Source organism: Kitasatospora sp. NPDC059722 (genome assembly GCF_042733235.1).
Lineage (GTDB): Bacteria > Actinomycetota > Actinomycetes > Streptomycetales > Streptomycetaceae > Kitasatospora.
The window spans coordinates 1-13639 of record NZ_JBHWGD010000036.1 but is presented as its reverse complement, the minus strand read 5'-3'; the positions used below and the strand labels follow the sequence as shown (position 1 = coordinate 13639).

15 protein-coding genes are annotated in these 13639 nt (G+C 73.3%); 8 read left to right on the top strand and 7 right to left on the bottom strand.

Translation table 11 applies throughout. The features are described 5' to 3' along the window. Positions 1-137: 137 nt before the first annotated feature. Entirely contained in the window at positions 138-542 is a 405-nt protein-coding gene (locus ACFV4F_RS22750) for a VOC family protein (protein ID WP_380504945.1), read from the bottom strand. 74 nt (positions 543-616) lie between these two features. On the opposite strand from ACFV4F_RS22750, the gene ACFV4F_RS22745 reads away from it, so the two are divergent. The 5 genes from ACFV4F_RS22745 (at position 617) to ACFV4F_RS22725 (ending at position 7362) form a co-directional block, all read left to right on the top strand. Further along, positions 617-1105: a MarR family winged helix-turn-helix transcriptional regulator gene (locus tag ACFV4F_RS22745; RefSeq protein ID WP_380504942.1), complete on the top strand. Its 489-nt coding sequence runs from the start codon at positions 617-619 to the stop codon at positions 1103-1105. 69 nt (positions 1106-1174) lie between these two features. Next, positions 1175-2041, top strand: a complete 867-nt coding sequence (locus ACFV4F_RS22740; protein ID WP_380504939.1) for a GNAT family N-acetyltransferase — start codon at positions 1175-1177, stop codon at positions 2039-2041. A gap of 158 nt (positions 2042-2199) precedes the next feature. Further along, on the top strand, positions 2200-4398 hold the full coding sequence (locus ACFV4F_RS22735) for a protein kinase (protein ID WP_380504936.1): 2199 nt from the start codon (positions 2200-2202) through the stop codon (positions 4396-4398). Then, positions 4395-6521 carry a protein kinase gene (locus ACFV4F_RS22730; RefSeq protein ID WP_380504933.1) on the top strand — a complete coding sequence of 709 codons (2127 nt, stop codon included), beginning with the start codon at positions 4395-4397 and terminating at the stop codon, positions 6519-6521. Before ACFV4F_RS22735 ends, ACFV4F_RS22730 begins: the two co-directional genes overlap by 4 nt. A gap of 25 nt (positions 6522-6546) precedes the next feature. After that, positions 6547-7362: a hypothetical protein gene (locus tag ACFV4F_RS22725; RefSeq protein WP_380504930.1), complete on the top strand. Its 816-nt coding sequence runs from the start codon at positions 6547-6549 to the stop codon at positions 7360-7362. 37 nt (positions 7363-7399) lie between these two features. On the opposite strand, the gene ACFV4F_RS22720 is transcribed toward ACFV4F_RS22725, so the two are convergent. Further along, positions 7400-8032 (bottom strand): C40 family peptidase, encoded by a 633-nt coding sequence (locus ACFV4F_RS22720; RefSeq protein WP_380504927.1) that lies wholly within the window; start codon positions 8030-8032, stop codon positions 7400-7402. Positions 8033-8204: 172 nt separating this feature from the next. Here ACFV4F_RS22720 and ACFV4F_RS22715 point away from each other — a divergent pair, with 172 nt between their 5' ends. Further along, entirely contained in the window at positions 8205-8648 is a 444-nt protein-coding gene (locus ACFV4F_RS22715; RefSeq protein WP_380504924.1) for a RidA family protein, read from the top strand. A gap of 22 nt (positions 8649-8670) precedes the next feature. Here ACFV4F_RS22715 and ACFV4F_RS22710 read toward each other — a convergent pair whose 3' ends face one another. Next, a complete protein-coding gene (locus ACFV4F_RS22710; protein WP_380504922.1) occupies positions 8671-9177 on the bottom strand; it encodes a nuclear transport factor 2 family protein in 507 nt (168 codons plus the stop codon). Between the two features lie 136 nt (positions 9178-9313). Between ACFV4F_RS22710 and ACFV4F_RS22705 the strand changes: the two genes are divergently transcribed. After that, positions 9314-10210: a LysR family transcriptional regulator gene (locus ACFV4F_RS22705; RefSeq protein ID WP_380504920.1), complete on the top strand. Its 897-nt coding sequence runs from the start codon at positions 9314-9316 to the stop codon at positions 10208-10210. Positions 10211-10235: 25 nt separating this feature from the next. Here ACFV4F_RS22705 and ACFV4F_RS22700 read toward each other — a convergent pair whose 3' ends face one another. Further along, on the bottom strand, positions 10236-10463 hold the full coding sequence (locus ACFV4F_RS22700; RefSeq protein ID WP_380504917.1) for a hypothetical protein: 228 nt from the start codon (positions 10461-10463) through the stop codon (positions 10236-10238). Between the two features lie 162 nt (positions 10464-10625). On the opposite strand from ACFV4F_RS22700, the gene ACFV4F_RS22695 reads away from it, so the two are divergent. Beyond that, entirely contained in the window at positions 10626-11774 is a 1149-nt protein-coding gene (locus ACFV4F_RS22695) for a serine hydrolase domain-containing protein (protein ID WP_380504914.1), read from the top strand. A gap of 45 nt (positions 11775-11819) precedes the next feature. Here ACFV4F_RS22695 and ACFV4F_RS22690 read toward each other — a convergent pair whose 3' ends face one another. The 3 genes from ACFV4F_RS22690 to ACFV4F_RS22680 form a co-directional block, all read right to left on the bottom strand. Then, positions 11820-12173, bottom strand: a complete 354-nt coding sequence (locus ACFV4F_RS22690; RefSeq protein WP_380492653.1) for a VOC family protein — start codon at positions 12171-12173, stop codon at positions 11820-11822. A 138-nt stretch (positions 12174-12311) separates the two neighbouring features. Continuing rightward, positions 12312-12734, bottom strand: coding sequence for a heme-binding protein (locus tag ACFV4F_RS22685; protein ID WP_380448810.1), 423 nt, complete (start codon positions 12732-12734; stop codon positions 12312-12314). A gap of 38 nt (positions 12735-12772) precedes the next feature. Beyond that, a partial coding sequence (locus ACFV4F_RS22680) for an MFS transporter (protein ID WP_380504912.1) occupies positions 12773-13639 on the bottom strand: 867 nt, incomplete at its 5' end.

Sequence of the window (13639 nt, the reverse complement as noted above, 5' to 3'; positions counted from 1 at the left end):
TACCCCGAGGCCCGGCCCGCCCCCCCCCGGGGCCGCAAACAACACCCCCCCCGCCCGCCAACACCCGGTCTCCCCCCGGTCAGGCCCGGCCCCGGCGGCCGGCCCCCCCGGGGGGGGCAGGGCCGCCGGGACGCGTGTCAGTAGGACTGGAGCTCGACCAGGTGCCCGTCCGGGTCCCGCAGGTGGGCGCTGCGCAGGTTCGGGCCCCACTCCGGACGGTCGGTGGCGGGTACGGCGAGGGTGCCGCCGTGGGCGAGGCAGAGGGCGAGCGCCGCGTCGACGTCGTCGACGCGGAAGGCGAGCATCGCGGAGTCCTGAGCGGCGGCCCGGACGGGCAGGTCCGTGGTGCCGAGGGTGGCGGCCATCGCGGCGCGGTCGTAGAGCACGAGGACGGCCTGGTCGTCGACGTCCCAGTTGGCGTACGGGCCCTCGGGGGCGCCCTTGATCAGCGTGGCGCCGGTGAGGGGCGGGAGGACCGCGCGGTAGAAGCCGAAGCACTCGGCGAAGCGCGTGACGAGCAGACGGGGGTACAGGGCGTCCATGGCGAGGGCTCCTGGGAGTGACTCGAATATTAGTAGGTGAAGACCCACTATAGGAAGAACCCTAGAATCCAGCCATGACCTCTCCCGCCGCCCCGCCCCCGTCCCCGTCCTCGGGCGACATGCCGCCGACCCTGCTCGACCTCGGCACCTACCTCCTCTCCCGGATCGGCCGCACCGCGCGGGCCCGCCTCGGCGAGCGGCTGGCCGGGCGCGGGCTGCGGCTGTGGGATATGGCGGTGCTGGCAGCCCTCGCCGACTTCGGGCCGCACGCCCAGCGCGAGCTCTGCGAGCGGCTCGCCCTGGACCCGAGCGACCTCGCCAAGATCGCCGACCAACTCGCCGCCGGCGGCTACGTCGAGCGGGCCCGGGACAGCGCCGACCGGCGGCGCGTGTCGGTGTCCGTGACGGACGCGGGTCGGGCGCTGCTCGCCGAACTCGACGCCGAGGCGCGGTCGGTGCAGGACGAGGTACTCGCACCGCTGGACGCACAGGAACGGGAGGTGCTCCAGGGGCTGCTGCTGCGCGTCCACGCCGGGCTGACGACGGGGCGGTTGGGCCTGTGAGGCGGCAACAGGCGTAGGCCCGCGGGAAATCGGGTGCGGAGCGTCGGCGGGCTGGTGTGCAATCGAGGGATGGCGATCACGATGAGCACGCCGACGGTCGAAGAACTCCATTCCGCTGTCGGCGTGTTGACCGACTGGCAGCACGACGACCGACCCGCGCAGCTGCACCCGGGAGACGTCGGCTGGTTCCGGCGGTTCGGTGCGGAGCGAACGGCCGCAGCCGTCCGGACGTGGAGCCGGGCGGGGGAGCTACTGGCCGTCGGCCTGCTGGACGGACCGGACGTGCTGCGGCTGCAGATCGCGCCGAAGGCACTCCACGACGAGGAACTGGCACGGCAGGTGGCCGAGGACGCAGCGTCCCCCCGGCGCGGCGTGCTCCCGGAGGGCGAGGCGTACGTGGCCACCCCGCCGGGCGCGCTCGTCCGCGACCTGCTGGTGCGGCACGGCTGGGAGGACGGTGACGCCTGGACGTCGCTGCGCCGCGAACTCGGCGAGCCCGTACCGGAGCCATGCGTGCACGTCGAGGTGGTGGGGCCCGAGCAGGCACCCGAGCGGACGGCCGTCCAGCGCTCGGCGTTCGCCAATTCCACCTTCACCGACGAACGCTGGCACACGATGGCGGCAGCCGCCCCGTACGCCGCCGCGCGCTGCCTGCTCGCCCGCAACGACCGGGGCGAACCGGTGGCTGCCGCGACGGTGTGGTCCACGGGAGAAGGCAGACCAGGCCTGATCGAGCCGATGGGCGTCCACGCGGACCACCACGGCCTCGGTTACGGCCGCGCCATCGTGCTCGCAGCGGCGCGGACACTCCAGGAGCTGGGCTCCTCCAACGTCGCCGTGTGTACGCCGAGTTCCAACGCCGCCGCCATCGCCACCTACCGATCGGCCGGACTCCGGCGACTGCCGGAGCTCCGGGATCTGCGCCGAAAGGCTTGAAGGCCTCTCCTTCGTCTCCGGCCTGTCGAGCAACGCGTCGGACGCCTCCAGCCTGCCCGGCCGACAGATGGGATCCCCCAATGCGGGGAAGGGAACCGCTCGATGAGTTGTACGTGTCACCCTGTCCGTGACGGCGGCGACATACCGGGGGAGGCTTGGTGGCTGCCAATGGTGACACCGAAGGAATAGCGGAACAGCCGGCCGTGTTCGTGGGCCCCCATCAGTTGCTGCGGCCGTTGGGCGAGGGCGGGATGGGGGTGGTGTACCTGGCCCGCTCGCCCGGACTGAGGCTGCTCGCGGTGAAGGTCATCCGGCCCGAGTACGCGGAGGACCCGCGGTTCCAGCGCCGGTTCCAGCAGGAGGTGGAGGCCGCCCGGCGGGTGACGGGGTTCCACACGCCGCCCGTGGTGGACGCGCAGCCGCGCGGTTCCCGGCCGTGGATGGCCACGGCGTACCTGCCGGCGCCGTCGCTCGGCGAGGTGGTCAGGCGGTTCGGCCCGCTCGGCGAGGCGGGTGCGCGGGCCTTGGGGGCGGCCCTCGCGGAGGCGCTGGCCGCGATCCACGCGGTGGGCGTGGTGCACCGTGACCTCAAGCCGGGCAATGTGCTCATCGCGCGGGACGGTCCGCGTGTCATCGACTTCGGGATCAGCCGTGCCTTCGACGCCGTTCACCTGACCCGGACCGGCATGGTGTGCGGCACGCCCGGATACATCGCTCCCGAGCGCATCGTCTCCGCATCCGTCACCTTCGCCTCGTCGGACGTGTTCTCGCTCGGCTGCCTGCTGGTGTACGCGCTCACCGGCCGCACCCCGTTCGGCACCGGTGAGCCCGCGCAGATCAACCGGCGGGCGGTCTACGAGGAGCCCGAACTCGCCGGTGTTCCGGCCGTGTTGCGCCCACTGGTGGCCGCGTGTCTGGACAAGGAGCCTGCCCGGCGGCCCTCGGCGGCGGCCGTGCTGGCCGCACTGGCCCCGGTGGATCCGGCGGCGCTGCTGAGTCCGGGCCTGCTGGCCGACCTCGACGCCCGGGAGCGGCAGGCCGCGATCGACCTGGCCGCACCGCCCGCCGATCCGCCCGCGCTGCCGGTGCGGACGTGGCAATCGCTCAGCCGCCGCGGCCTGTTCGGCCTCGGTGCCGGGCTCGGCGCGGGTGTGGCTGCGGCCGTCGGCGTGCCGCTGCTGCTCACGCGTCGGGCACGGGCGGCGGCCGGGACGGCGACTGTCGGCAATCCCGTGGACGCATGGGGAGCCGACGCGGGAGGCGCGAGCCCCGCGACCGAGGCCCCGGCCCCGCTGTGGAGCCAGCCGTTCAGCGGTGTGGCGGTCGACCATCAGCTCTCCCTCATCGGCTCGACGCCGGTGTGGTGGAACGCGGGGCTGGGCGCGACCGGCCTCGACGGCTCGACGGGGCGTCAGGCGTGGGCCCGGGAGGACGTCCAGTTCTTCCAGGCGCAGAACGGGCTGCTCTACGGGACGTCCATGGACTTCAAGAGTCTGGTGTGGCTGAACGCCACGGCCGAGGACCACCGGATCCCGCTCACCGTGCCCACCGAGCAGCGGTGGGAGGCCATGATGAGCATGCGGGTCTTCGGCGCGGACGACCGGACCGTGGTGATGGCCCGGCAGACGGCCTCCGCCGGCGGCGGAGTCGTCGTCGGGGCCGATCTGGGCACCGGGGAGGTGCTGTGGCAGCACGACGTCGCCCAGGCGCCGGTGTCCGTGGCCCGCCTCGATGAGGCCTCGTACAGCGGTTCCGGCAGCTTGATGGGCCTGGTCGCCGACGGCAGGTGCTACTACCGCGACGGTGACGTCCAGCACGCGGTGGACCTGCGGACCGGAGTGTCCCAGTGGCAGGCCGTCGGTCTCGCGGGTGGCATTGCCGGGCAGCCCGCACGGCTGATCCGCAGCGGCGAACTGCTGCTGGTCGTCGTCGGTCAGACGGTGGTGGCCCTGGAAGCGGCCACCGGGCGGCAGCGCTGGCTGGCTCCGCCCGTCCCGCAGGCGGTCTTCGGCTGTGCACTCGGTGCCGGCAGGCTGCTGCTGTCCGGGAACCTGGGCACCGCCTACTGCCTGGACGTCACGACCGGCAAAGGGCTGTGGCACTCCACCGTGGCGACGGCGACCTCGCCGGGCACGGGGATGGACTTCCGGGTGCCGTCGGCAGGCGACGGCTTCTTCGGCGTCTCCCTGCTGGGCGGGCCGTCCGGGGCCGCCGTCCTGGACGCCACCGCAGGCGCGGTCCGCTGGGTGTCACGCCCGGCCTCCGACGAGGGCCAGTGGACCACCGCGGCCGTCGGCGGAACGCTCTACTGCGCCTCCTCCACCACGCTGCGCGCCTTCCGGGCCGGCGCCGCATGAGCGCGCAGAGCATCGGTCCCTACCGCATCCTGCGCAAGCTCGGCGCGGGGGGCATGGGCGCCGTCTACCTGGCCGCCACCGGCAGCGGGCGCCCCGTCGCGGTGAAGACCGTGCAGCAAGAGTACGCGGCCGACGCCGAGTTCCGGCGCAGGTTCACCCAGGAGGTGGCGGCGGCCAGGTCGGTCAACGGGGCCTACACCGTGGCGGTGGTGGACGCCGACACCGAGGCGGAAGTCCCGTGGCTGGCCACCGAGTTCGTCGCCGGACCGTCGCTGTACGAGGCCGTGGTACGCCACGGCGCGCTCGCCGGGCCCGCGCTGCAGGTCCTGGGAGCGGGCCTGGTGGAGGCGCTCGCCGCGATCCATCGCGCCCGGATCATCCACCGGGACTTGAAGCCCTCGAACATCCTGGTCGCCCGGGACGGCCCGAGGGTCATCGACTTCGGGATCAGCAAGCCGACGGCCGACGCGCTGCCCACCGCGAGCGGCCAGATCATCGGCACCCCCGGGTTCATGTCCCCCGAACACGCGGCAGGGCTGAACCTCACCCCCGCCAGCGACCTGTTCTCACTCGGCGCCGTGCTGGCCTTCGCCGGGACCGGCCGCACGCCCTTCGGCGAAGGGCCGCCGGCGGTGCTGATCTACCGGGCCTCCGAGGAGCCTCCGGACCTCGACGGAGTGCCACCGGAGCTGGTGGGACTGCTGGTGCGCTGTCTGGACCGGGATCCGGCCCGGCGGCCCACGCCCACCGAGCTCGCCGAGGCCTTCCGGTACGGCCCGGCGGTCGGCACCGACTGGCTGGGAGGGGCGGAGCGGACCGTACGCCGGCGTGAGCGCGAACTGGCCCGGGTGCTGAGCGATCCGAACGGCACCCGGCGCCGGCTGCTCGTCCTCGGCGGAGCACTGCTCGCCACGGCCGCCGCGGGCGGTGTCACCCGGGCCCTGTGGCCGGGCACCTCGGGGGAGCCCCCGACGGCCTGGTCGGCGACGCTTCCCCGGGCCGGCATGACACCGGTCGGCTGCGGACCGGCGGCGGTGGTGTGCGCGGACCGCACGGGTGCCGTCGGCTACGACCGTTCCGACGGGCGGGTGCTGTGGAGCAGCACCGCGGAGGCGGGGATGCTCCCGGTCGGCGACGGCGGGCGGCTCTGGTCCGTGGACTCCGACGGCTCGGTGCGGGCACGCGACGCGCGCAGCGGCGACACGGTCTGGCGTTCGTCCGACCCGGTTCCCGGTGCGCAGTCCGTCGCCCTGCCGCTGTCGGGCCTGCTGCTGGTCACCGGAGCCGACGGAACGCTGCACGGCTACGACGCGGCCGGAGGGCGCCGACTGTGGAGCGGCACGGCGCTGGGCACCTCCTACGGCATCCAGGGCATGCCCTCGGCGGGGTTGCTGATCGTCACGCTCCTCGGGGACCTGGCCCGGGGCGCCGAGGGCGCCTTCCGGTTCGTGGCACTCGACAGCGCGACCGGACGCCAACGCTGGTCGCTCGTCGCCCAGGACCTGTACGCGCCGCGGGAGGGGAGCCGACTGTACGCCCTGGGCACGGATCTCGCCCTCACCGCCGTGGACGGCGAGAACGCGACCGTCCTCTGGAGCCGGCCCACCGGCTTTCGGCCGGCCGGTGCGATCGTGTTCACCGGTGCCTACCAGGGTTCGCTCTCGCTCCGCCAAGGGGTGGTCGCCTGTCTGCCCCTCACCGGGACGACGTCCACGTCCGGGACGACCGTGACGGCGGCCTTCGACACCGCGGGCGCCCGGCTCTGGACCGGCTCGCGCATCGGCGCCATCACCGGGTGCGCGGACGCCGGAACCGTCGTCGTGACCGGCGGCCCGCAGGACGCGTCCGCCCTCGACCTGCGCACCGGGCGCACCGCGTGGACCTGGCCGTCGCCACACGGCGCCGCCACCGTGTGGGGCGCCGTCGGAGGGTCGTTCCTGGTCACTGCGCCCACCGCCGCCGGGGGGATCACCGTGCAGTCGCTCACCAGCGCCGCCGGCACCCCGCAGTGGCATCAGACATTCGCCCGGCAGCCAGGGGCCCCGCAAGTCCTCGCCCAGGACCCGGCCCTGCTGGTCGGCTACGGGACCACCCTGACCGCCTATCACCTGTCAGCCGGCTGACAGCCTCCGAAGGGTTGATCACGAGATGGCCGAGATCGAGGACACCCCGCCCGCCACCGAACCGCTGCCGACCCTCCCGGGCACCCGCCCCCTGCCGCCACAGCCCACTCCCGCCACCCTCCCCGACCCGGCGGACCTGCGCCCGGCCGGACCCTCCCGGCGGTGGACCTGGCTGCTCGGAGGCGTCACGGCCGGGGCGGGCACCGCAGCGCTCGTCCTGGGCCTGGTGGCCAACCTCGTCACCCCGGCGGCGACCGCGGGGACGACGGCCGCGACGACGGTCTCCGCCGCGACGACCGTCGCGCCCGCACCGACCCTCTCGGTCACCTCCGGACCGGCGAGCCCTACGACGGAGCCCTACACCACCTTGGCCGCGGGCTGCGCCCTGGTTCGCCCCGAGACGGTCGACCGCTATGCGAAGGGAACCTCGTGCAGCGAGCAAAAGGACGTCGTGGGCATGACCAATGCGAGCGCGGGCTGGCACAGCAATGACGGAGGCTGGACCATGATGCAGGTCATGGTCCAGCTGTCCCCGGTCGCCGAGAGTGTCTACGAGGTCACCGTGGCCGGGCACCGGAACGGGGGGGCCACCAGCGGAATGAAGGTCACTGACGACCGGGCCGTTCCCGGCATAGGGGAGAAGGCGACCCTGTTCTACACCACCATGAATGGGTACGGCCACGCCGACCTCGTGGTGCTCCAGCGCAACGCGCTCATCACCATCAGCTATGAGAAGGGCACCTTTTCCGGGGTCACCCTGAAGGACATCCCGCCCGCCGACGCCGAAGCCGCCGCCACCGCCTGCGGCCAGGACGTCGTGGCCACGCTCGCCGCCTCGTGAAACCCGCGACGCCACCGACCCCGGCCGTGCGTAGACCCTAGTCCGCGGGGTGCGGGCGGCGGGCGCCCGCGAACTCGTTGGCCCAGCGCGGGATGTCGAGGACGTTGTCGACGCGGGCGACGAGCGTGCCCGTCCGCTCGGCGTGGATCATCGCGCCGTCGCCCGCGTAGATCCCGACGTGGTGGAGGATCGCGTCCGGACGGGAGAAGAAGATCAGGTCGCCGGGGAGCATGGCGTCGCGCGGCACTTCGGCGCTGCGGTTGAACTGCGCGACGGTGTAGTGGGCGAGCTCGATCGTCCCGTGGCTCGCGAGGTACCAGCAGTAGAGGGACAGGCCGCTGCAGTCGTAGCCGACGGTGTTCTCGCCGAGGCAGACCCCGTCGAGGTAACCGTTCTCGCCGTCGCAGAAGCCGTAGCTCGCCCCGAGGCGGTCGCCGCCGCCCCACGCGTACGGCACGCCGATCTGTGCGGCGGCCACCTCGGCGACGCGTCGTCCGAGTGCGGCGGCAGCCATGGGCTCGGTTGCGGCGGGGCTGCTCGGCGCGGGTCCGGCGCTCGCGGCGGCCGACGCCCCCAGGGCGGGAACGAGCCCGGCCCCGAGCGCGATCCCCAGCATCCGGCGCCGGCCTACGCCCGAACCGTCCTCGTGGTGCGGCAGTTGGGACTCCATCGCTCACTCTCCCGGTGTTGTCGGCGTCTCGTCAGGTCTCGGGATACCAGGATCCCGGCCGGACGCATCGGTCCGCCATCACCCGGAACGGTGAATCGCGAACCGCATCGGCCTTGGAACGGTGGGATATTCGCCCACAAATCGTTTGACGCCCCATCAGATGCGGCCAACGATGGGCGCAAAGGTTCGACCGCGACCCCCGGAGGCCACCGTGACCAGCGCCGTCAAGCTCATCCGCAGCACTCGCCTGACCCCGGCCGTCGACTACGCCTACGCGGCGGCCGTCGACGCGCCGGTCCGCACGCTCTGGCTCGCCGGCGCCTGTCCGCTCGACGAGAAGGGCCGGACGGTCGCCGTCGGCGACTACGAGGGCCAGGCCCACCAGGTCATGCGGAACCTCATAACCGCCCTGGAGGACGCGGGCGCCGCACGGACCGACATCGCCCGGACGACGGTCTACGTCGCGTCCTCCCGCCAGGCCGACCTCGTGAAGGTGTGGAACGTGTACCGCTCGTACCTGACGGAGCACGACGCCCCCAGCACGCTGCTCGGCGTCGCCGTGCTGGGCTACGCGGACCAGTTGGTGGAAGTGGAGGCGGTGGCCGTGCTGCCCTGAAGCCGTAACTCTCCTCGGGTGCTCAGCCGAAGATGGCGCGCGGCTCGCCGGTGAGCCACGCGTTGTCGATCCGCACCCGGTGCATCAGCCAGCGGTCGCCGTCGCGGCGCAGTTCGACGTCGTAGCGGTTCTTCAGCAGGGCGTGGGTGGCGGGGTCGGCCGTCAGCACGTGCTGCGCCTCGACGAGGGAGGTGAGCCGGGCCCGGTCGCCGTCCACGGTGATGCGGGAGTTGGTGACCTGGTGGGTGGTGGTCACCCGCCCGGCGAACATGCCGAGGATCGTCGTCACGATGTGGTCCCGGCCGGCCATCACGGGCGGTTCGGCGTCCCACGCGGCGGCCGCCGGGCGGAAGTCAAGTTCGGCGTCCGGGGTGAAGGAGGAGGCGAACAGCTCGCGGTCGTGGAGGTCCTGGCCGAGGCCGAAGCGGAGGAGGGTGTCCAGGATCTCGGCCCGGTCGCGCAGTTCGGCGGCGACGGCGGCCGGGTCGGCGGCGGGTGCGGCGAGGGCGCGGTCGGTGGTGACGTACATGGTGCAACTCCCTGGGAGGTGGGGGATCTTCGGCGATGGCTCCACCCTCCTGCGGGAGCGGTCGGACGATCAATGAGAGGCTGTGCAACGATCGTGAAGCGAGGGTTAATGATGTAGCGGGGAGAGGCGGTACGGAGTGCTGGAGCGGCACGAGATCGAGGCGTTCCTGGTGCTCGCCGAGGAACTGCACTTCGGGCGGACGGCCGAGCGGCTGCACGTCTCCACCGCGCGGATCAGCCAGACCGTGCGGAAGCTGGAACGCCGGGTCGGCGCACCGCTGTTCGTCCGGACGAGCCGCCGGGTGGAGCCGACGGCGCTCGGGGCGCAGCTGGCGGAGGAGCTGCGGCCCGCGTGGGAGGCGGTGGGCGCCGCCGTCCGGCGGGTCGCCGACGCCGGGCACGGCCGCACCGGAACGCTGCGGGTGGCGTTCGCGGGCCCGGCGGCGGGGCAGCTGCTCGTCGGCGTCGCGGAGCGCTTCAGGGGACGGCTGCCCGGCTGGGAGGCGACCCTCCGGGAGGCCGAACTCGTCGACCGCATAGCCCTCCTGCGGGCGGGCGAGGTGGACCTGGTGTTCGCGGAGTACCCGCTGCGCGAGCCGGACCTGGTGCCGGGCCCGGTCCTGGTGAGCGAGCCCCGGATGCTCGCCCTGCCCGCCGGCCATCCGCTCGCGCAGCAGGACGCCGTCACGCCGGAGCAATTGGCCGACCTCCCGCTCGTCCAACTGCCGTCCGCCGTCCCGGAGTCCTTCCGCGCCGACCGCACCCCGGCACGGACGCCGAACGGGCGGCCGATCCCACCCGGCCCGGAGGGCGGCACGCTGAACGAGATCCTGACCCTCGTCGGCGCCGGCCGGGGCGCCTTCCCGCTCGGCGCCCAGGCCCGCCGCTACCACCCCCGCCCCGACGTCGCCTACCGCCCGCTCGCCGACGCGCCCCCGGTGCAGTGGGGCCTGCTCCACCACCGCGACCGCCCGACCCCCGCCACCGAGGCGTTCAACCGCGCGGCCCAGGACCTCCTGGGGGTCGATGGCTAGTAGTGCTTTCCGGTGAGCCGCGGGGTCAGGTTCCGCTGAGCGCGGTCTCGATGAGGTCGCGGGCGGCTGTGCCGTAGACCGCGGACGGCTGGAGGCGGTCGAAGGCCTTGCGGAAGACCGCGAGCCGGTCCGTGAAGTGCAGCGCGGATCGGCGAACCTTCAGCCGCGTCGCGGACGTGGGATATACCGCGGGGCGGCGAGCCCGCGAGTGGGGCGTCGCGCTCGCCACGGCGACGAAGGTGCTGGACGGCATCGCTGCCATGATCGAGGCCCCGCCGTCGAATCGTGCACGCACCGGGGGCTAGCCCCACCTCCAAACGGGCGGGTAGCAGCATCGTCGCAGCCGGGCGACTCCGGGGAAGGTGGGAGCAGCGAAACACCGCTGCTTTTCCCGACAAGACCCTGGAGTTGACACGTGCTTGAGCAGGCGCAGCACAAGGCCCGTCCGTCCCGGCGCTGGAAGGCCCTCGCGGCCGCGGTGGCCGTCGGCGCCCTGACGGTGGGTGCACTGGCTCCGGCCGCGGCGTTCGCGGCGCCTCGACCGGACACCGTCCAGCAGGGCCTCGACGCGCTGGCGCGGGACGAGGGCGTGCCCGGTGCGCTGGCGAGCGTCAAGAAGGGCGACGGCCGGGCCCGCAACTACACCGCCGGGGTCGCCGACCTGGCCACCGGCGCCAAGGTGCCGGTCGACGGCCAGGTGCGGATCGGCAGCAACACCAAGGTGTTCACGGCGGTGGTCGTGCTGCAGCTGGTCGGCGAGGGGAAGATCGCGCTCGACGAGCCGATCGAGACGTACCTGCCGGGCCTGGTCCGCGGGGACGGCATCGACGGCCACAGGATCACGGTCCGCCAGCTCCTCCAGCACACCAGCGGCATCCCGAACTACCTCAAGGCCGACCTCCGGCCCCGCTACTACGAGCCGCGCGAACTCCTCGACACGGCCCTTCAGTTCAAGGCCGAATTCGCGCCGGGGGAGAGGTTCGGGTACAGCAACACGAACTACGTCCTGGCCGGCCTGATCGCCCAGAGGGTCTCCGGCAGGCCCATCGCGGCGGAGATCGAACGGCGCGTCATCGAGCCCGCAGGCCTGCACCACACGTACTTCCCCGCCCCCGGCGACGAGTCCATCGGCGAGCCGCACCCCAAGGGCTACTACCGGGACGCGCCGGGAGCGCCGCTGCGCGACGTCACGGAGATCGACCCGTCCTGGGGCTGGGCGGCCGGGCAGATGATCTCCACCAACTCCGACCTCAACCGGTTCTTCTCCGAGCTGCTCCACGGCGACCTCCTCAAGCCGGCCCAGCTCGCCGAGATGAAGAAGACCGTCCCCGCCGAGAAAATGGGCCCCGGCGCCGGCTACGGGCTCGGCTTGGTGAGCAAGCCGCTGCCGTGCGGCGGTGGCCTCTACTGGGGCCACGGCGGCAGCTTCCCGGGCTACGAGACCCGAGGCGGCGTCACCGACGACGGCAGCGCCGCCGCCGACATCGCGGTGACGACCCAGCCCTCCGACCCGAACACGATGAAGCACGTCGAGAGCCTCGTCGAAACGGCCCTCTGCCGCTGACGCCGAGACGCGGGCAGCGGCGCCGGGCGGCCGTCGGGGGCGGGGTCAGGCGGGCTGCCACAGTTCGATGCGATTGCCCTCGGGGTCCGTGACCCAGCCGAACCGTCCGACGCCCGCCATGTCCTGGGTCTCCCCGGCGACGTCCGCTCCCTTGGCGCGTAGCTGCGCGAGCATGGCGTCCAGGTCGCGGACCCGGAAGTTGAGCATGGTCCGCTGGGCGTTCGATCCGAAGTAGTCGGTTCCGGACTCGAAGGTCGCGAACACCGTCGGGCCGGTCTCCTGCTGCCAGAGGCCGTGCTCGTCGGCGGCCAGGCCGAGGCAGTCGCGGTACCACGCATTGAGGGCAGCAGGGTCGGCGGCCCGCAGGAAGTACCCGCCGATTCCAAGCACACGTTCCATGGCGCCATCCTGCCAGGACGGCGACCGAAGCGGGTCGGCACCACGCCAACACCCGTGCCTCCCGACGATCAGGACCGTTGGAAGGCACGGGCGTTGGCGCGGTGCCGGGTATCTCGTGCGACCGCCATTGAGCGCGGGTCAGCGTGCGAGTGCCGCCAGCGCAGCGGTGGCGAAGGAGTGGTCCTGCTCGGGGGCGCCGCCGCCGATGCCGAGGGCACCGACGAGGCGGCCGTCGCGGTGGACCGGGACGCCGCCGGCGATGAAGAGCAGCGGACGGTCCAGTGCGGTGGGCAGGGAGTGGAACGGCCCGTCGGGCTTGACGAGGTCGACCAGGTCGGCGGTCGGGGCGTCGAGCTGGAGGGCGGTGTAGGCCTTGCGGGTGCTGGTCTCGCCGGAGATCAGCACGGCGCGGTCGTCGCGGCGGAAGGCGAGCGGGTGCCCGCCCGCGTCCAGGACGGTGATGCTGACGGCGACCCCGGCCGCCTCGGCGGCGGTGCGGGCGGCGGCGACGAGCGTCTCGGCGTCGGCGGTGGTGAGCGGGGTGACGGTGGTGGTGCTCATGGTGGTGCTTCTCCTTGGGGAACCGGGGGAACGGTGGTTCAGTGGTGGACGGGGATCGAGACGGTCGGAACAGCGGTCGGAACGGCGGTCGCACGGCCCGGGGCGCGGCGCTCCAGGGCGGCGGACCAGACGGCTAGGACGAGTGCCGAGGCGGCGAGCAGCGCGCCGACCCAGTTCGGGGCCGTGTAGCCGAGGCCGGCCGAGATCACCAGGCCGCCGAGCCAGGCGGAGAGGGCGTTGCCGAGGTTGAACGCCCCGATGTTGACGGCGGAGGCCAGGGTGGGCGCGCCGTGCGCCTGGTCGAGGACGCGCTTCTGCAGCGGCGGGACGGTGGCGAAGCCGAGCGCTCCGATCAGCAGGATCGTGACGGCGGCGAGGACCTTGTCGTGCGCGGTGAGGGTGAACAGGCCGAGCACGACGGCGAGTCCGCCGAGCGAGGCGTACAGCATCGGCATCAGCCTGCGGTCGGCGAACCTCCCGCCGAGGAGGTTACCGAGGAACATCCCGATGCCGAACAGCACCAGCAGCCAGGTGACGGCGCCGTCGGAGTAGCCGGCGACGCGGGTCATCATCGGGGCGATGTAGGTGATCGCGGCGAAGACTCCGCCGAAGCCGAGCACGGTCATCGCCATCGCGAGCAGCACCTGCGGGTTGCGGAACGCGGTCAGCTCGCCGCGCAGGTGGGCGCCCTCGGGGCGGGGCAGGGCGGGGACGAGCTTGACGATGCCGAGCAGGCCGACCACGCCGAGCGCGGCGACGCCGACGAAGGTGGCGCGCCAGCCGACGGCCTGGCCGACGAAGGTGCCCAGCGGGACGCCGACGATGTTGGCGACGGTGAGCCCGGTGAACATGGTGGCGATGGCGCCGGCCTTCTTGTCCGGGGCGACGAGGTCGGCGGCGACCAC